Source organism: Pseudomonas sp. DrBHI1, from assembly GCF_002205115.1.
GTDB classification, from domain to species: Bacteria; Pseudomonadota; Gammaproteobacteria; order Pseudomonadales; family Pseudomonadaceae; genus Aquipseudomonas; species Aquipseudomonas mosselii.
The window spans coordinates 1-17,115 of sequence record NZ_NIBE01000026.1; the positions used below are offsets into that span (position 1 = coordinate 1).

Sequence of the window (17,115 nt, forward strand, 5' to 3'; positions counted from 1 at the left end):
CCGACGCCCAGGGCGCTCGGGCCGTCGATGCTGGCCTTGGTGTCGATGTCGACGTACCAGACCGCGGCGTTGAGCAGCAGGTTGTCGGTGAGCATGTAGTCCATGCCCAACTGGCCGGCGATGCCGACCGAGTCCTTCAGCTTCATGTTGCTGAAGCCCTGGGCCTTACGGTCGCTGGTCAGGTCCTCATCGAAGAACATCGTGTAGTTGATGCCCACGCCGGCGTATGGCTGGAACTTCGAGGACGGCGCCATCGGGTAGTACTGCAGCGACAGGGTCGGCGGCAGTTGCTTGATGTCGGCCAGCTTGCCGTCCAGGCCAGGGCCGAGGCCCTTGACGCCGACTTTGTGCTGGAACGGGGTGGCGGCCAGCAGCTCGAGACCGATGTGGTCGGTGAGCATGTAGGCGAAGGCCAGGCCCAGCTGGGTGTCACTGTCCAGAGTCGCCTTGGTGCCCGAGACCTTGGCGCCGTCGAGCTTGATGTCGCCGCTGTTCTCGTTGGGCGCGGTGGTGATGGCGCCGGCGCGGAGGATGAAATCCCCCGCCTGGTGGGCGTGGGCGACAGGGGCTGCAAGCGCCAACGCGACGAGCGAGGCACCGAGCAAGGACTTGTTCATGGAAGCTCCCAGAGGACGTGAGTAATCGAGTAGTCCAATGGTACGAAGCTGACTAAACAGAAAGTTTGACCCAGCTCAAAGAAGCCGTGCTATCGGGGTGACGCAATGCTCACTTCAGCTCATAAGCGTAGATTTTCTCTGCTTCCATCTGGTAACCGGCGTCCGCCAGTTCGCTGCTGCTGGCCTTGACCTGCATCGTGCCCTCGATCCAGTACGGTTGGTACAGGTCTTCGATGCGCACGCCCATCTCGCTGAAGATATGCACGATCTGGTTCGACGGCGGTGGCGGCACATGGATGCAGGCGCCGTAGTAGGGCACCAGGAGGAACTCGGTGGTGCGGCCTTCGTCGCTGACTTCCAGCGGCACGATGTAGCCGGGGATCTTCACCTGCTGGCCGTCCAGGGCTTTCACCACCGGCGCGTTGGGCGCCTGCTGGCGGGCGGCGGGGGCGGCCTCGGCGGACAGCGCGTCGCTGATCTGCGACAGATCGTGCAGGGGCGTCAGTTGTGGCGGGATGACCGGCGCGCCCTCGGGGATCAGGGCGGGCCAGTCCAGCTCGCGCGGGTCGGCGGCCCAGAGGGGCAGCGAAGTCATCAGCAGGATCGTGAGCAGCAGATACTGAATGATCGGTCTTGCCCTCTTCGCGGGTTTACCCGCGAAGAGGGTGGTGAAGTCTAGGATCATGTCTGTCTCTTAAAGGTGGATCGACAAACCATCGGCCAACGACTGCCGATAGGCGCGCCAGGCCGGCACGCTACCCATCAGCAGCGCCGCGCCGAGGATGATGGCCAGCAACGTCCACTCGTGGGCGCTCGGCCAGGCCAGTGGCAGGTATAGCCCATAGTTGGCCTGCACATAGCCCTGGGCCAGGGCTATGCCTGCGTACAGCAACCCCAGCCCGGCGGCGATGCCTGCCAGCGCCAAGGCCAGCGCCTCGAGCACCAGCAATCCGGCGATATGCCAGGGACGGGCACCCACCGATCGCAGGATGGCCATTTCCCGGCGGCGCTCGTTGAGGCTGGTGAGAATGGCCGTGAGCATGCCGATCAGGCCGGTGAGCACAACGAACAGCGACACCACGAACAAGGCCTGCTCCGCCGTGCCCATCAGGCTCCACAGCTCCTGCAGGGCCACGCCGGGCAGGATCGCCAGCAGCGGTTCGGCGCGGTATTCGTTGATCTCGCGCTGCAGGCTGAACGTGGCGATCTTGCTGTTGAGCCCGAGCATGAAGGCGGTGATGGCCGCAGGCTGCAGGTCCATGGTGCGGGCCTGCTCGGCGCTGATGCGCCCGGCGCCACGGGCCGGCACGCCGTTGTGCCAGTCGATGTGGATCGCCTCCATGCCGGCCAGGCTGATGTGCAGGGTACGGTCCACCGGGGTGCCGGTGCGCTTGAGCACGCCGACCACGGTGAACGGCTTGTCGTCGTGCTTGACCAGGCTGATGGCGGCTACACCATGCGCCAGGACCAGCTTGTCGCCGAGCTTGTAGTGCAGCGCCTGGGCCACTTCGGCGCCGAGCACCACCTCGAACGGATCGTCGGCGAACGCCCGGCCCTGGTCGAGTGCCAGGTGCTGGCGGCGGCCGAACTGGTAGTGGCTGAAGTAGTCGGTGGTGGTGCCCATCACCCGGTAGCCACGGTGCGAGTCACCCAGGGAAATGGGGATGGCCCATTTCACCCGCGGGTCGCTGGCGTAGTGCTGGTAGCTGTCCCAGCGGATGTTGTTGGTGGCGTTGCCGATGCGAAACACCGAGTACAGCAGCAGGTTCACCGACCCCGAGCGGGCGCCGACGATCAGGTCGGTGCCGCTGATGGTGCTGGCGAAGCTGGCGCGGGCCTCGGTGCGCACCCGCTCGACGGCCAGCAGCAGGCACACCGACAGGGCGATGGCGAACGCGGTGAGCAGGGCGGTGAAGCGGCGGTTGGCCAGGCTGGCCAGGGCAAGGCGAAGCAGGTACATCAGGCCTCCCGGGGCTTGGCGGCGCGGTTGAGCTCGGCCAGGGACAGGTGCCGGTCGAACAGCGGCGCCAGGCTCTGGTCATGGCTGACGAACAGCAGGCTGGCACCCGCGTCGCGGCATTCGTCGAACAGCAGGCGGATGAAGGCCTCGCGGGTGTCGGCGTCGAGGGCCGAGGTGGGCTCGTCGGCAATCACCAGCTCGGGCTGACCGATCAGCGCCCGGGCCGCGGCAACCCGCTGCTGCTGGCCGATCGACAGGCTGTCGGCGCGGCGGGCGAGCAGCGCCGGGTTGTCCAGGCCAAGGTGGGCGAGCAGTTGGGCAGCGGCCTGGTCGATGCTGCCATGGCGCTGGGCGGCGCGGGCTGCGCGGCTTTTCGAGAAGCGACAAGGCAGCTCGACATTCTCCCGCACCGACAGGAACGGCAGGAGGTTGAACTGCTGGAAGATGTAGCCGGTGTGATCGACCCGGAAACGGTCGCGCGCACCCTGGCCCAGGGCCGCAAGGTCCTGGCCAAGCAGGCGGATGCTGCCTTGTCCGGGGCGGTTGACCCCTCCCAGCAGGCCGAGCAGGGTGGTCTTGCCGCTGCCGCTGGGGCCCTTGAGGAACAGCGCCTCGCCGGGCTCCAGGCGAAATGCAGGGATTTCCAGCAGCGGCGCCTGGCCGGGCCAGGCGAACACCAGGTCATGCAGTTCGATCAGCGGCTGGTTCATTCAGAACGCGACCACGGCCTTGGCGGGGGTGGCCTCGATGCCTTTCTGGCCGTTGGGGCCGATCAGTTGCACGTTGATCTTCTGGGTCTGCGGGAAGGTCTTGAACAGCGGGCCGAGGTCGATCTGGGTGAGTTTGCCCGGGGTGGCGCAGGTCAGCTGGTAGTGGGCGTTGACGTCGGCGTGACCGTGCTCATGCTCATGGCTGTCGCCATCCTCGTCGGCCTGGGCGGCGTCGCCGAACAGCGGGCTTTCCAGCTCCTGGGCGTCTTCCTTGCAGCCGGCTGCCGGGGCAACGCCGAACAGTTTCAAGGGCTGTTCGAGCTGCTGGCGGGCGGCGGCGACCTTGGCCTTGTCGGTATCGTTGCTGGCCACGTGCTCGAAGCCGACAATGTTCATCGCCGGGCTGTCCAGTTCCAGCTCGAGGGTGTTGCCGTCGAGCACCGCGTTGAGCTTGGCCACGCCATGCTCGTGGGCACCGAGGGAGCCATGGGCGTGGTCATGATCGTGGTCGTGGTCGTCGTGGGCATGGGCCACGGCCAGGGGCAGCAGGGCGAAGGGCAGGGCGAGCAACAGACGACGCATGGACGGCTCCACAGGCGGTTTGGAAAAGATTATGTGATGTTATAACAATTTTTCTTTGCCCCGCCAGCCTGCCTGGCACAGGTTTCATGTTCGTGGGAGCATGGCGGCATCGAGACTGGAGGCAGGGTACCTATCGTGAGAATTCGTGGACAGATCGGTGAATGGCCGGTGGACCTGACCATTGAGCTGGCGCCGGAGGAGTGGGCGCAGCTCGGGCGTCGACTGGAAGTGCCGGCGTCTGTCGAGGCGGTGCCGGTCACCACCAGCCCGGCACCTCGGCAGGATGACGGACAATGGGCAGCGGCGCGTGACGTGCTGCGCCAGGCGGGGCAGATGAGCGGGCCGGCGCTGCTGGAGCGCCTGGAGGGGCTGGCCGGGAACGTGGCGGCGGGCAAGCGGCTGCTGGTGCGCTTGCGCCACAGCAGTGAGGTGAAGGTGGAAAGCGGCGTGGATGCGCCGGTTTATCGCTGGGTGGGGTGAGGGGCTGCAAAGCAGCCCCAACAGCCTCAGAACAGCGCAGCGGACAGCTTGCGGCGATACAGGCTGACCAGCGGGTGAGCGTTGCCCAGTAGTTCGAACACCTGCAGCAGCGCCTTCTGCGGCAAGCCGTTCTCGTAGGCGCGGTTGCGCTGGAACAGCTTCAGCAGCCCCTCCATCGCGGCCTCGTACTGCTGGCGCGCCAACTGCTGGATGCACAGCTGGTAGGCCGCCTCGTCGTCCTGCGGGTTCTGCGCCAGGCGGCTCTTCAGCTCGGCGGCTTCCGGCAGGCTGGCGGCCTGGCGCAGGAAGGTCAGCTGGGCCTTGGCGCCGGCCAGGGCGGCCTTGTGCTCGTCGGTCTTGACCGCGTCGAGCACCACTTGGGCCTCGCCCAGCTCGCCCCGTTCGGCCAGGCAGCGGGCATAGAGGATCAGCGCCTCGGCATTGCTGTTGTCTTCACCCAGCAGCACCTGCAGCAGGGCTTCGGCTTCGCTGAAGCGGCTCTCGGCGAACAGCGCCTTGGCCTGCTCCAGCGGCGCGGCGGCGGGCGGCGCGGGCATCTGCACGTGGGGTTCGAGCATGGCGCGGATGGCCGACTCGGGTTGCGCGCCGGCGAAACCGTCGACCGGCTGGCCGTCCTTGAACAGCACCACGGTCGGCAGGCTGCGAATGCCGAACTGGGCGACGACCTGCTGCTCGACGTCGCAGTTGATCTTGGCCAGCAGCAGCTCGCCCTGGTAGCCCTCGGCGATTTTCGCCAGCAGCGGCATCAGCGCCTTGCACGGCGCGCACCATTCGGCCCAGAAGTCGACCAGCACCGGCTTGTGGAAGGAGTTCTCGATGACCAGTTGCTGGAAGGTGGCATCGGTGGCATCGAAGATAAAGGGTGTTTCCTGGCTCATCGTGACTCTCGCAAATCCGTGAATACCCCCACTATAAGGGCTCGCGGCTGGCGTGGTACAGGCTGACCCGGCGGAATTCGTGCGGCTCGGCCAGATCAGGCAGGGTCAGCGCCTCGAGCACCCCGAGCGGGCGGTACAGCGGGTGGCTGAAATCGCGCACCCGCGAATCGGCCACCAGCGCCTGGCGACCTCGGCTGAGGAACTCGTCCAGCAGCGGCAGGTTGGCGCGGTCGTAGAGTACATCGGCGACCAGGATCAGGTCGAAGCGGTCGGCCTCGGCAAAGAAATCGCTGCTGTAGTTCAGCGTCACGCCGTTCAGCGCGGCGTTGGCACGGCAGGCGTCCAGGGCCAGCGGGTCGAGGTCGCAGGCCACTACCTCCCGCGCGCCGGCGCGGGCGGCGGCGATCCCGGCGATGCCGGAGCCGGCGCCGAAATCCAGCACGCACTTGCCGCGCACCCATTGCGGATACTCGGCCAGGTAGCGCGCCATGGCCAGGCCGCTGGCCCAGCAGAAGCTCCAGTAGGGCGGCTCCTCGAGAATGCGCCGGGTTTCCTCGCGGCTGAACTCACGGTCCATGTTCTGTTCATCGATCAACCAGAGTTTCAGGTCGCACCCAGGCAGTTCGCTGACGATCAGGCGCGCTTCGCCGATCAGGCCGCTCAGGGCCTGTCGCAGGGTTGGCGGGGCCATCTAGGGTGCCTTTTCGAAACGCAGCGGACCGGTGGCCTGGGTTTGGGCCTGGGCAATGCGAACCGGCGGCAGGTGCAGGATCAACTGGCCGGAGCGGCTGGCACGGCCGCGCAGTTCGACCCGGGCGCCGGCGGGGAAGGCTTCGGGGTTGAAGCGCAGGCGGTAGGGCAGGGCCTGGCCGGTGCCGCTCAGGGTGCTGCTGGCCAGCAGTTGCTGGGGCCGGCCACGCTCATCGATCACCAGCAGTGCCAGCTCCACGTCAGCGCCTGCCGGAATTTCCAGCAGGGTGCCGCTCAACTCGCGCTGGTAGGCCGGCAGCGGGCCCAGGGGTTCGGTTTTCTTCGCCACCTTGGCCGGCACCGGGGCCGGGGCCTGTTCCGGCTTGGGGCGGTCGCTGCCGCAGGCGGCGAGCAGGGCGGCGCAACACAGCACGACGAGCGCTCGAGGGTGCATGAGGTAGTCCTTCACGGGCAGATTTGCATGGATGGTAACCCCTTTGGCTTGTCTTGCCAGTGCAATGCGCTACCATGGCCCTCCCTTTTTTTGTTGCCTGCCACCATGCACTGTCCGTTTTGCGGTGCCAACGACACCAAGGTCATCGACTCGCGTCTGGTCGCCGAGGGCGAACAGGTGCGTCGCCGGCGCGAATGCGTCGCCTGCGGCGAGCGCTTCACCACCTTCGAGACCGCCGAACTGGTCCTGCCCCGGCTGATCAAGCAGGACGGCACGCGCCAACCTTTCGACGAGGACAAGCTGCGCGCCGGCATGCAGCGCGCGCTGGAGAAGCGCCCGGTCAGCGTCGAGCGCCTGGAAGCGGCGCTGGCGCACATCAAGAGCCGCCTGCGTGCCACCGGCGAGCGCGAAGTGAAGTCGCTGGTGGTTGGTGAGATGGTGATGGCCGAGCTGCGCAAGCTCGACGAGGTGGCCTACATCCGTTTCGCCTCGGTCTACCGGCGGTTCCAGGACCTCGACGAATTCCGCGAAGAAATCGACCGCCTGGCCCGCGAGCCGGCTAAAGAGTAAGCATGTCCAGCCAAGCCATTCTCGACGCCCACTACATGGCCCGCGCCGTGGAATTGGCCCGCAAGGGCCTGTACAGCACCCACCCCAACCCCCGCGTGGGCTGCGTGATCGTGCGTGACGGCGAGGTGGTCGGCGAAGGCTGGCATGTGCGCGCCGGCGAGCCGCACGCCGAGGTCCATGCCCTGCGCCAGGCCGGCGAGCGCGCCCGCGGCGCCTGTGCCTACGTCACCCTCGAGCCCTGCAGCCACCATGGCCGCACGCCGCCGTGCGCCGATGCGCTGGTCAAGGCCGGGGTGGCGCGGGTGGTGGCGGCCATGCAGGACCCCAATCCGCAAGTGGCCGGCAACGGCTTGCAGCGCCTGCGCGAGGCCGGTATCGAAGTCGCCAGCGGCGTGCTCGATGCCGAGGCCCGCGCGCTCAACCCGGGGTTCCTCAAGCGCATGGAGCAGGGCCTGCCGTTCGTGCGCGCCAAGCTGGCGATGAGCCTGGACGGCCGCACCGCCATGGCCAGCGGCGAAAGCCAATGGATCACCGGCCCTGCGGCGCGTGCCGCGGTGCAGCGCCTGCGCGCCCGCTCCAGCGTGGTACTGACCAGCGCCGAGAGCGTGCTGTTCGACCAGGCCCGCATGACCGTGCGCGGCGAGGAACTGGGCTTGGATGACGCGCTCACCACTCTGGCCCTGTCGCGCCCGCCGTTGCGCGTGCTGGTCGACGGGCGCCTGCGCTTGCCACTGGACGCGCCCTTCTTCCAGGCCGGCCCGGCGCTGGTGGTGACCGCCGCTGGTGAAGACCCGCGCTATGCGGCCGCTGGTCATGAACTGATCAATCTGCCCGGTAGCGAGGGTCGCGTCGACCTGGCGGCACTGCTGCGCACCCTGGCCGGGCGCGGGGTCAACGAAATCCTGCTGGAGGCTGGCGCCGGCCTGGTCGGCGCCTTCGCCCGCCAGGGCCTGGTCGACGAGTACCAGCTGTTCGTCGCCGGCACCTTCCTCGGCTCCGACGCCCGCCCGTTGCTGGACTGGCCGCTGTCGAAAATGAGCGAGGCGCCGCGGCTGAAGATCACCGAAATGCGCGCGGTCGGCGATGACTGGCGAGTCACTGCCATCCCCCTGCCGCCCCCCGGCGTATAATGCCTGGCTTGCCTCGCGCAGCCCGTATCTAGGAGAACACCATGTTCACCGGCATCATCGAATCCATCGGCACCATCCGCAGCCTCACCCCCAAGGGCGGTGACGTGCGCGTCTACGTAGAGACCGGCAAGCTCGACCTGGGCGACGTCAAGCTCGGCGACAGCATCGCGGTCAACGGCGTGTGCCTGACCGCCGTCGAACTGCCCGGCGACGGCTTCTGGGCCGACGTCAGCGTCGAGACCCTCAAGCGCACCGCCATGGTCGATCTCAAGAGCGGCAGCCGGGTCAACCTGGAAAAGGCCCTGACCCCCACCACCCGCCTGGGTGGCCACTTGGTCAGCGGCCACGTCGACGGTGTCGGCGAGATCGTCTCGCGTGCCGATAACGCCCGCGCCATCCAGTTCCGCGTGCGCGCGCCCAAGGAACTGGCCAAGTACATCGCCCACAAGGGCTCGATCACCGTCGACGGCACCAGCCTGACGGTCAACGAAGTCGATGGCGCCGAGTTCGAGCTGACCATCGTCCCGCACACCCTGTCCGAAACCATCATGGCCGACTACCGCGCAGGGCGTCGGGTGAACCTTGAGGTCGACCTGCTGGCCCGTTACCTGGAGCGTCTGCTGCTGGGCGACAAGGCCGCCGAGCCGAGCAAAGGCAGTGGCATCACCGAAAGCTTCCTGGCCGCCAACGGCTTCTTGAAATCCTGATTGAGAAGGGGGTGCCGCGTGGCGCTCAACAGCATCGAAGAACTGGTCGAAGACATCCGCCAGGGCAAAATGGTCATCCTCATGGATGACGAAGACCGCGAGAACGAAGGCGACATCATCATGGCGGCCGAGTGCTGCCTGCCCGAGCACATCAACTTCATGGCCAAGCACGCCCGTGGCCTGATCTGCATGCCGATGACCCGCGAGCGCTGCGAAACACTGAAGCTGCCGCTGATGGCGCCGCGCAACGGCTCGGGCTTCGGCACCAAGTTCACCGTGTCGATCGAGGCCGCCGAAGGCGTCACCACCGGCATCTCCGCCGCCGACCGCGCTCGCACCGTGCAGGCCGCTGCCGCCAAGGACGCCAAGGCCGAGGACATCGTCAGCCCCGGCCACATCTTCCCGCTGATGGCCCAGCCCGGCGGCACCCTGGCCCGTGCCGGCCACACCGAGGCCGCTTGCGACCTGGCGCGCATGGCCGGTTTCGAGCCGAGCGGGGTGATCTGTGAGGTGATGAACGACGACGGCACCATGTCGCGTCGCGCCGAACTGGAAGTGTTCGCTGCCGAGCATGGCCTGAAGATCGGCACCATCGCCGACCTGATCCACTACCGCATGATCCACGAGCGCACCGTGCAGCGCGTCTCCGAACAGCCGATCGAGAGCGAGCTGGGCCAGTTCAACCTGGTCACCTACCGCGACGCGGTGGAGGGCGACGTGCACATGGCCCTGACCCTGGGCAAGATCTGCGCCGAAGAGCCGACCCTGGTGCGGGTGCACAACATGGACCCGCTGCGCGACCTGCTGATGGTCAAGCAGCCGGGCCGTTGGAGCCTGCGCGCGGCCATGAGCGCCGTGGCCGAGGCCGGCAGCGGCGTGGTGCTGCTGCTGGGCCACCCGCTGGACGGCGACGTGTTGCTGGCGCATATCCGCGAGAGCGCCGGCGATACGCAGCCCAAGGCGCCGACCACTTACAGCACCGTCGGTGCCGGCTCGCAGATCCTGCGCGATCTCGGTGTGCGCAAGATGCGCCTGATGAGTTCGCCGATGAAGTTCAATGCGATATCCGGATTCGATCTGGAAGTTGTAGAATACGTGCCCTCCGAGTGACTTGAGGCGGCCTGATCGCCCCTAGACTCGAGTCAAAACCCTCCCGAGGCCGCCACAGCGCGGCCTCGCTCTTGAAGATGAGAACTCCGGAATGACCCTGAAGACCATCGAAGGTACCTTCATCGCCCCCAAAGGTCGCTATGCTTTGGTGGTTGGCCGCTTCAACAGCTTCGTCGTCGAAAGCCTGGTAAGCGGTGCAGTCGATGCCCTGGTACGCCACGGCGTCAGCGAAAGCGACATCACCATCATCCGTGCCCCGGGCGCGTTCGAAATCCCGCTGGTAGCGCAGAAAGTCGCCCAGCAGGGTGCTTATGACGCGATCATCGCCCTGGGCGCGGTGATCCGTGGCGGTACCCCGCACTTCGAATACGTGGCGGGCGAGTGCACCAAGGGCCTGGCCCAGGTGTCCATGGAGTTCGGTGTTCCGGTGGCCTTCGGCGTCCTGACCGTTGACTCCATCGAGCAGGCCATCGAGCGTTCCGGCACCAAGGCCGGCAACAAAGGTGCCGAAGCTGCCCTGTCGGCCCTGGAAATGGTCAGTCTGCTGGCGCAGTTGGAGGCCAAGTGATTAGCGACGAAAGCGATCGTTTCAACCCGCGCGATCCAAAACCTGCGGATGCCGGCAAGCCCTCGAAGAGCGCCAAGCGTCGCGAAGCCCGCAAGCTCGCCACGCAAGCGCTCTACCAGTGGCACATGGCCAAGCACTCGCTGAACGAAGTGGAAGCGCAGTTCCGGGTCGATAACGATTTCTCCGATGTCGACGGCGCCTACTTCCGCGAGATCCTGCACGGGGTCCCGGCGAAGAAGGTCGAGATCGACGAGGCGCTCAAGCCTTGCCTGGACACGCCGCTGGAAGAACTCGACCCGGTCGAGCTGGCCGTGCTGCGCCTGTCCACCTGGGAGTTCATGATGCGCGTCGATGTGCCGTACCGCGTCGTCATCAACGAAGGTGTGGAACTGGCCAAGGTCTTCGGCGCCACCGACGGCCACAAGTTCGTCAACGGCGTGCTGGACAAGCTGGCTCCGCGTCTGCGTGAAGCGGAAGTCAAGGCGAACAAGCGCTGATCGCGGCGCTGACCGGCCATGGGTGAGTTCGAGCTAATCCGTCACTACTTCGCCGCCGCGCCTTGTGCGCAGGGCGGCGAGGGCGTGGCCCTGGGGATCGGCGACGATTGTGCCCTGCTGGACCTGCCCGCCGGCGAGCAGCTGGCGATCTCCACCGACACGCTGGTGGCCGGTGTGCATTTCCCCACCGTCTGCGATCCGCTGCTGCTGGGCCAGCGTTCGCTCGCTGTGGCGGCCAGCGACCTGGCGGCCATGGGCGCCACGCCCATCGGCTTTACCCTCGCTCTGACCCTGCCCGAATTCGGCCCGGACTGGCTGGCAGCCTTCGCCGATGGCCTCGGCCGCGTGGCCCACCGTTGCCGCATGACCTTGATCGGCGGTGACACCACCCGTGGGCCGCTGAGCATCACCGTGACCGTGTTCGGCCGGGTACCGACGGGCCAGGCCCTGCGCCGCAGCGGCGCGCAGCCGGGCGACCTGCTGTGCGTCGGCGGTTTTTTGGGCAACGCAGCGGGGGCCTTGCCGCTGGTGCTGGGCGAGCGCGAGGCGGCTGCCGAGGTGGCCGGTCCGCTGCTGGAGCACTACTGGTCGCCCTTGCCCCAGCTGCAACTGGGCGAGCGCCTGCGCGGCCTGGCCACGGCGGCACTGGATATCTCCGACGGCCTGCTGGCCGACTGCGGGCATATCGCCAAGGCGTCCGGCGTTGCGCTGGAGGTGAACCTGTCGCTGGTCCCCGTGTCCGCACCTTTACAGGCTTTCCTTGGGCACGAGGCGGCAGTGCAGGCGGCGCTCACCGGTGGCGACGACTACGTGCTGGCCTTCACCCTGCCGGAAAGCGCACTGACCTCCCTGGCTCGCGAGGTTCACGTCATCGGCCGTGTGCTGCAAGGGCAGGGCGTGACCCTGCGTGACCCGCAGGGCCTGGACATCACCCCCGTACAGCGGGGCTATCAACATTTCAGGGAGACACCGTGACCGACCACCCCAACCAGGTGCCTGCGGAGTTCGTTCCGCCTTCGGTCTGGCGCAACCCGTGGCACTTCATCGCCTTCGGCTTCGGCTCCGGTACGTTGCCCAAGGCCCCCGGTACCTGGGGTTCGCTGGTGGCGCTGCCGTTCATCCCGCTGTGGCAGATGCTGCCCGACTGGGGCTACTGGCTGCTGCTGGGCATCAGCATGCTGTTCGGCGTGTGGCTGTGCGGCAAGGTGGCCAACGACTTGCGCGTGCACGATCACGAGGGCATTGTCTGGGACGAGATCGTCGGCATGTGGATCACCCTGTGGCTGGTGCCGGAAGGCTGGCAGTGGCTGCTGGCGGGGTTCCTGATGTTCCGCTTCTTCGACATCCTCAAGCCGTGGCCGATCCGCTGGGTCGATCGCCATGTGCATGGTGGGTTCGGGATCATGCTCGACGATATCCTGGCCGGCGTGTTCGCCTGGCTGGGCATGCAGGTTCTGGTGTGGGCGGTGGCCTGATACAGGGAGCGTTGCGATGGCCGTGAGGAGTGTGTTGCTGGCGTGGGTGCTGCTTTGCGCAGTGCCCGGTGTCATGGCCCAGGAGCAGCAGGTGCGCCTGGTCAGCGAGGAGTGGCTAGACTACACCAACGCCGATGGCAGCGGGCTGGCCTGGGACGTGCTGCGCAAGGTGTTCGAGCCGGCCGGCGTCAAGGTCAAGGTACTGAGCGCGCCGTACAGCCGCTCGGTCGGCCTGGTGAAGCGGGGCGAGGCCGATGCCTGGGTCGGCTCCTACAAGGAAGAGAACGACGACAATCTCTATCCGCGCTGGCATTTCGACATGGACCATATCTATGCCCTGGGCCTGGCGGGCAAGCCGCAGCCGACGCTGGACACCATCGGCCAGTACCGCCTGGCCTGGGTGCGTGGCTATGACTACGCCAGCTACCTGCCGAACGTGCACAATTTCCGCGAGGTCCAGCGCCGCGAAGGGATCCTGCCCATGCTTGAGCATGACCGGGTGGATTTCTACGTCGATGCGCAGACCGAGGTCGAATATGTGCTCGGACAGGCGCCCGAGCCCCAGCGTTTTCGCAGCACCCACGTCGCCGAGCTGCCGCTGTACCTGGCCTTCACCCGCAGTGCCCAGGGCGAGGCCCTGCGTGACCTGTTCGACCGGCGCATGGCGCAACTGGTCCGTAGTGGCGAGCTGAAGCCGATCTTCGAGCGTTGGAAGCAGCCGTATCCGTTTACCAGCGATAGTCAGCCTCACTGAGTAGCGGGGCGTTAGAGCAGGCGTCAGCAACACCATAAGCATCGAACTTTTCGATCTTAAGCCACCCTATTCCTCCTGCGCACCTGCGCCGGGCTGCTGATACAATCGGCCGATCTGAAAAATCCTACTACCCAGGAGCACAACGTGCCCGTCGTCTTTGTTGCCGCCTCTAAACTTCCGACTCCCTTTGCGACCTTCACCATGCATGGCTTCCTCGACGAAGCCACTGGCCGCGAGCACGTGGTGCTCAGCCTGGGTGACATCGCGGACGGCGAGCCGGTGCTGGGGCGCCTGCATTCCGAGTGCCTGACCGGCGATGCGCTGTTCAGCCAGCGCTGCGACTGCGGCTCGCAACTCGAAGCCGCGTTGCAGGCCATCGCCCGCGAAGGCCGTGGCGTGCTGCTGTACCTGCGCCAGGAGGGCCGTGGCATTGGCCTGCTGAACAAGATCCGCGCCTACGAACTGCAGGACGGCGGCGCCGACACCGTCGAGGCCAACGAGCGCCTGGGCTTCGCCGCTGACCAGCGCGACTACGCCATGTGCCTGCCGATGCTCGAGCACCTGGGTGTGAAGTCGCTGCGTCTGATGACCAACAACCCGCGCAAGGTCAAGGCGCTGACCGACATGAACATCAAGGTCTCCGAGCGCGTGCCGCTGCATACCGGTCACAATCCGCACAACCGTCTGTACCTGGCCACCAAGGCCGACAAGCTCGGTCACATGATGGGCAACAAGCACCAGGGCGAGGTGCCCCAGGCGTGACCCGAGGCGAGGTGAAGCGCCGGCTGGCCCTGGCCTGGTGGCAGTACCTGGCCGTGGGCCTTATGCCATTGCCGATAATGGCCTGGGCGTTCGGCCGGGGAGAGCCGCTGATTCCGGTGCTGGCCATGCCCTTGTTCATCGCCGGAGCCGCGACCATGTTCCTCAGCCTGCCGCGCTTTGGCGCCTACAAGCGGGCGTTGATCGCCACCGACAAGCAGTTGGGCTCGCCGGACGAACCCGGTGCCTGGATCGAGCTGGCGCGGGTCAGGCGCCTGGCCATGCTGTTCGCCTGCTTCCCGGCCTGGGTCGCGGCGCTGTCGGTGCTGGTCGGGCTGGAGGCGGTGCCGCAGATCCTCCTTGCCCTGTCCACCTTGGTGGTGCTGTACCTCTACCGTATCCCGCGCCAGCTCGGCTGATGCGGGCGTTTCTCGCCTCCCTCGCAGTGTTGTGCCTCGGTACCCTGGCCGAGGCCGGGCCGCGGGTGGTCAGCCTGGCGCCGTCGATGACCGAGATCGTCCTCGAACTGGAGGCCGGCGACCTATTGGTGGGCGTGCTGGACGCGGGTGAGCGTCCGCCGAGCCTTCAGGCCCTGCCCTCGGTCGGGCGCCATGGCCAGCTGGACATGGAGCGCCTGCTCAGTCTCAAGCCTGAGCTGCTGCTGCTCTGGCCCGGCAGTGTCGCGCCGGCCCAGCGCGACCAGCTCAAGCGCCTGGGTATCGCCACGTTCAGCGGCGAGCCCGGCGACCTCGACCAGTTGATCGAGCAGATCGAAGCCATCGCCCGGCGCCTTGGGCGGGACGAGCGGGGCCATGCCTATGCCGCCGGCCTGCGTGAGCGACTACAAGCGCTGCGGGAACGCTACCGGCGCGACACGCCGCTGCGGGTGTTCTACCAGGTCTGGGACAATCCGCTGTACACCCTGGGCGGGCGCCAGGTGGTCAGCGATGCCTTGCGCGTCTGCGGGGCGCGCAATGTGTTCGACGACCTGACCCAACCCGCGCCACAGGTCAGCGTGGAGTCGGTGCTGCTGCGCAATCCCGAGGTGATCCTGGCGGGTGACGCGGCGCAGCTGGCCAGCTGGCGTCGCTGGCCGCAGATGAGCGCCGTGCAGGAGGACGGCTTGCTGGTGGTACCGGACAAGGGCCTGGAGCGGCCCAGCGGGCAGATGATCGAGGCCACCGCCCGGTTGTGCGCGCTGCTGGAGGCTAAAGGGTCGGGGTCCAGGTAAGGCTCAGCAGCCAGGTGCGGCCTTCTTCACGATAGCCGTACTGGCTGCCGTCGAAGCTGTACAGGGCACGGCTGTATTGCTTGTCCAGCAGGTTGTCCAGCTTCAGCTCCAACCTCACCTCGTCCGTCAGGACCATGCCGCCGCGCAGGCCGAGTAGTCCGTAGCCACCGATGCGATTGTTGTTGGATGGATCGTCGTAGCTGCCGCTGACGGCTTGCCAGCTCGCGCCCACGTTGAAGCGTTCGAACTGACGGTCCAGGTCCAGGCTCAATGTGCGCCGAGCGCGCCGTTGCAAGGTATGGCCGGTTTCACGGTCTCGCGGATCGATCATGCTCAGGCCCAACTGAGAGGTCCAGCCGGCCCACTCCTGCATGAGCGACAGTTCCAGGCCGTTGATGCGTGCATTGTCGACATTGCCGGGGCGCCTGCGGGCGGGGTCGTAGTTGATCGCGTCGCGCAGGTCGCTGCGATACAGCGAGGCCTCCAGTCGGGTATGGCTGGCCAGTTGGCTGCGCCATTGCAGCTCGTAGCTTTTCGAGTGCTCGGGACGCAGGTCCGGGTTGCCGTACTGTACGTCATACAGGTCGTTGAAGGTCGGGGCACGGAATCCCTCGCTGTAGGACACCAGCACATCGTTGCGTGGATTTAAGGGGACGGTGAGGCTGGCATTCCAGGTGGTCTGCTCGCCGTACTGCTGGTTGCGGTCATGACGCACGCCGAGCTCGCTCGAGAAGCGTTCCCCCGCGAAACGGTACTGGGCGAAAGCGGCGCGGTTCCAGCGGCTGTCCTCGCTGAAGTTCGCCGTGCCGTGGAAGCGGTCCTGATACCAGTCGCCACCCAGCATCAGCTGGTTGCGCTCGTCCAGGGCAAACTCGTTCTGCCAGGTGACCTGATCACGGTAGGTGTTGTAGATGAAGCGCTGGTCGCTGAGCTTATCGCGTTTGTCGTCGCGGTTTTCGCTGTGGCCCAGTTCCAGCCTGGAGTGCCAGGTGTCGTTGAGCTGGGCGTCGAACCAGGAGCCAAGACTGCTGACACTGAAGTCGGTATAGGGTTGCTGTGGATAACTCAGCCAGGTGACCTCATCCAGCCGTCCATACGGATTGTCGTATTCACTGCGCCCACGGCTGTCGAGCAGATTCAAGCCCGCCTCGAAACGCTCGTTGAAGGTATGGCTCAAGCTCAGGTTGAGAGAGCGATTGCGATAGGCGTCATGGTCGCCATCGCTGGCGTGCGACGGCCCGGTCGAATCGATGCCGGCGGTCTCGTCCAGGCTGGCGCCGAGGTTGAAGCGGGTCGTGTCGTCGCCACCCGACAGCCCCAGGCTGCGTTGCCAGGTCTGATTGCTGCCAGCGGCCAGGCGCAGGCGCGGTTGCAGGCCCGGGGCGCCGCCACGACGGGTGAAGATCTGGATTACCCCACCAATGGCGTCGCTGCCGTAGACCGCCGAGCGCGAGCCGCGCAGCACTTCCACACGTTCGATCTGGTCGACGTCGAGAAACTGCAGGCCACTGTCGCCAGAGGTGGCATTGGCGATGCGCACGCCGTCGACCAGCACCAGGGTCTGGGCAGCCTTGGTGCCGCGGATGAAGATCCCGGGCAGGCTGCCGCGACCGCCGGTGGGCGCAACCTGCACGCCGGGGACACGGGCGAGCAGGTCGGTGACACCGCTCGGCTGCAGGCGGTCGATATCGGCACGGGTGAACACTGTGTTGGCGGCGCTGGTGGCGGTGCGTGACTCGACCTGGCGGCTGGCGCTGATCAGCACGTCGGGAAGCTTCAGGGCGTCATCGCGGGAGGGTTCGGCGGCCAGGGCGCTGGCGGGGAGGCAGAGCAGGAAGAAGGCGCGGATCTTCATGGGCAGTTCCATTGCGATCGCGGGACAAACCCGCTCCCACGACGACCAGACAGGCCTCGTGAGAGCG

At 66.7% G+C, this 17,115-nt stretch carries 22 protein-coding genes; 13 read left to right on the forward strand and 9 right to left on the reverse strand.

The annotated features are described in order from the left end of the window. From CC207_RS03965 to CC207_RS03985, 5 genes are all read right to left on the reverse strand, one after another. Window positions 1-617: OmpW family protein (locus tag CC207_RS03965; protein ID WP_143496065.1), on the reverse strand; the 617-nt coding region annotated here is incomplete at its 3' end. A 109-nt stretch (window positions 618-726) separates the two neighbouring features. Then, window positions 727-1,212 (reverse strand): DUF3299 domain-containing protein, encoded by a 486-nt coding sequence (locus CC207_RS03970; protein WP_036985990.1) that lies wholly within the window; start codon window positions 1,210-1,212, stop codon window positions 727-729. A gap of 99 nt (window positions 1,213-1,311) precedes the next feature. Then, window positions 1,312-2,577: an ABC transporter permease gene (locus CC207_RS03975; protein WP_088851625.1), complete on the reverse strand. Its 1,266-nt coding sequence runs from the start codon at window positions 2,575-2,577 to the stop codon at window positions 1,312-1,314. Further along, window positions 2,577-3,287 (reverse strand): ABC transporter ATP-binding protein, encoded by a 711-nt coding sequence (locus tag CC207_RS03980; RefSeq protein ID WP_062361880.1) that lies wholly within the window; start codon window positions 3,285-3,287, stop codon window positions 2,577-2,579. The genes CC207_RS03975 and CC207_RS03980 overlap by 1 nt, the downstream gene beginning before the upstream one ends. Continuing rightward, window positions 3,288-3,869, reverse strand: a complete 582-nt coding sequence (locus tag CC207_RS03985) for a DUF2796 domain-containing protein (RefSeq protein ID WP_062361882.1) — start codon at window positions 3,867-3,869, stop codon at window positions 3,288-3,290. Between the two features lie 135 nt (window positions 3,870-4,004). Here CC207_RS03985 and CC207_RS03990 point away from each other — a divergent pair, with 135 nt between their 5' ends. Then, a complete protein-coding gene (locus CC207_RS03990) occupies window positions 4,005-4,349 on the forward strand; it encodes a hypothetical protein (protein WP_028690271.1) in 345 nt (114 codons plus the stop codon). A gap of 26 nt (window positions 4,350-4,375) precedes the next feature. On the opposite strand, the gene trxA is transcribed toward CC207_RS03990, so the two are convergent. The 3 genes from trxA to CC207_RS04005 are packed head-to-tail and all read right to left on the reverse strand — an operon-like array spanning window position 4,376 to window position 6,392. Then, entirely contained in the window at window positions 4,376-5,248 is an 873-nt protein-coding gene (gene trxA, locus CC207_RS03995) for a thioredoxin (RefSeq protein WP_028690272.1), read from the reverse strand. A gap of 31 nt (window positions 5,249-5,279) precedes the next feature. Further along, window positions 5,280-5,939 (reverse strand): methyltransferase, encoded by a 660-nt coding sequence (locus CC207_RS04000; RefSeq protein ID WP_088851626.1) that lies wholly within the window; start codon window positions 5,937-5,939, stop codon window positions 5,280-5,282. Further along, window positions 5,940-6,392 (reverse strand): YbaY family lipoprotein, encoded by a 453-nt coding sequence (locus CC207_RS04005; protein ID WP_028690274.1) that lies wholly within the window; start codon window positions 6,390-6,392, stop codon window positions 5,940-5,942. 105 nt (window positions 6,393-6,497) lie between these two features. On the opposite strand from CC207_RS04005, the gene nrdR reads away from it, so the two are divergent. The 12 genes from nrdR to CC207_RS04065 all read left to right on the forward strand — a co-directional run bounded on the left by nrdR (window position 6,498) and on the right by CC207_RS04065 (window position 15,193). Beyond that, window positions 6,498-6,962: a transcriptional regulator NrdR gene (gene nrdR, locus CC207_RS04010; protein WP_009685710.1), complete on the forward strand. Its 465-nt coding sequence runs from the start codon at window positions 6,498-6,500 to the stop codon at window positions 6,960-6,962. 2 nt (window positions 6,963-6,964) lie between these two features. Further along, a complete protein-coding gene (ribD, locus tag CC207_RS04015; protein WP_088851627.1) occupies window positions 6,965-8,092 on the forward strand; it encodes a bifunctional diaminohydroxyphosphoribosylaminopyrimidine deaminase/5-amino-6-(5-phosphoribosylamino)uracil reductase RibD in 1,128 nt (375 codons plus the stop codon). A 41-nt stretch (window positions 8,093-8,133) separates the two neighbouring features. Further along, window positions 8,134-8,799: a riboflavin synthase gene (locus tag CC207_RS04020; RefSeq protein ID WP_028690276.1), complete on the forward strand. Its 666-nt coding sequence runs from the start codon at window positions 8,134-8,136 to the stop codon at window positions 8,797-8,799. An 18-nt stretch (window positions 8,800-8,817) separates the two neighbouring features. Continuing rightward, window positions 8,818-9,909 carry a bifunctional 3,4-dihydroxy-2-butanone-4-phosphate synthase/GTP cyclohydrolase II gene (gene ribBA / locus CC207_RS04025; protein WP_028690277.1) on the forward strand — a complete coding sequence of 364 codons (1,092 nt, stop codon included), beginning with the start codon at window positions 8,818-8,820 and terminating at the stop codon, window positions 9,907-9,909. Between the two features lie 91 nt (window positions 9,910-10,000). Then, entirely contained in the window at window positions 10,001-10,477 is a 477-nt protein-coding gene (gene ribE, locus CC207_RS04030) for a 6,7-dimethyl-8-ribityllumazine synthase (RefSeq protein WP_003255395.1), read from the forward strand. Next, the gene (nusB, locus tag CC207_RS04035) at window positions 10,474-10,974 is read left to right on the forward strand and encodes a transcription antitermination factor NusB (RefSeq protein ID WP_028690278.1); all 501 of its coding nucleotides are present in this window, start codon (window positions 10,474-10,476) and stop codon (window positions 10,972-10,974) included. The genes ribE and nusB overlap by 4 nt, the downstream gene beginning before the upstream one ends. 18 nt (window positions 10,975-10,992) lie before the next feature. Beyond that, on the forward strand, window positions 10,993-11,949 hold the full coding sequence (gene thiL, locus CC207_RS04040; RefSeq protein WP_088851628.1) for a thiamine-phosphate kinase: 957 nt from the start codon (window positions 10,993-10,995) through the stop codon (window positions 11,947-11,949). Next, window positions 11,946-12,449, forward strand: a complete 504-nt coding sequence (locus CC207_RS04045; RefSeq protein WP_023632630.1) for a phosphatidylglycerophosphatase A — start codon at window positions 11,946-11,948, stop codon at window positions 12,447-12,449. The genes thiL and CC207_RS04045 overlap by 4 nt, the downstream gene beginning before the upstream one ends. Before the next feature lie 16 nt (window positions 12,450-12,465). Further along, window positions 12,466-13,203, forward strand: coding sequence for an ABC transporter substrate-binding protein (locus CC207_RS04050; protein ID WP_028690280.1), 738 nt, complete (start codon window positions 12,466-12,468; stop codon window positions 13,201-13,203). Window positions 13,204-13,347: 144 nt separating this feature from the next. Next, a complete protein-coding gene (gene ribA, locus CC207_RS04055; protein ID WP_028690281.1) occupies window positions 13,348-13,965 on the forward strand; it encodes a GTP cyclohydrolase II in 618 nt (205 codons plus the stop codon). Then, window positions 13,962-14,381, forward strand: coding sequence for a hypothetical protein (locus CC207_RS04060; RefSeq protein WP_062361885.1), 420 nt, complete (start codon window positions 13,962-13,964; stop codon window positions 14,379-14,381). Before ribA ends, CC207_RS04060 begins: the two co-directional genes overlap by 4 nt. Further along, window positions 14,381-15,193 carry a cobalamin-binding protein gene (locus CC207_RS04065; protein WP_088851629.1) on the forward strand — a complete coding sequence of 271 codons (813 nt, stop codon included), beginning with the start codon at window positions 14,381-14,383 and terminating at the stop codon, window positions 15,191-15,193. Before CC207_RS04060 ends, CC207_RS04065 begins: the two co-directional genes overlap by 1 nt. Here CC207_RS04065 and CC207_RS04070 read toward each other — a convergent pair. After that, entirely contained in the window at window positions 15,171-17,060 is a 1,890-nt protein-coding gene (locus CC207_RS04070) for a TonB-dependent siderophore receptor (protein WP_088851630.1), read from the reverse strand. The genes CC207_RS04065 and CC207_RS04070 overlap by 23 nt on opposite strands. Between the last annotated feature and the right edge of the window lie 55 nt (window positions 17,061-17,115).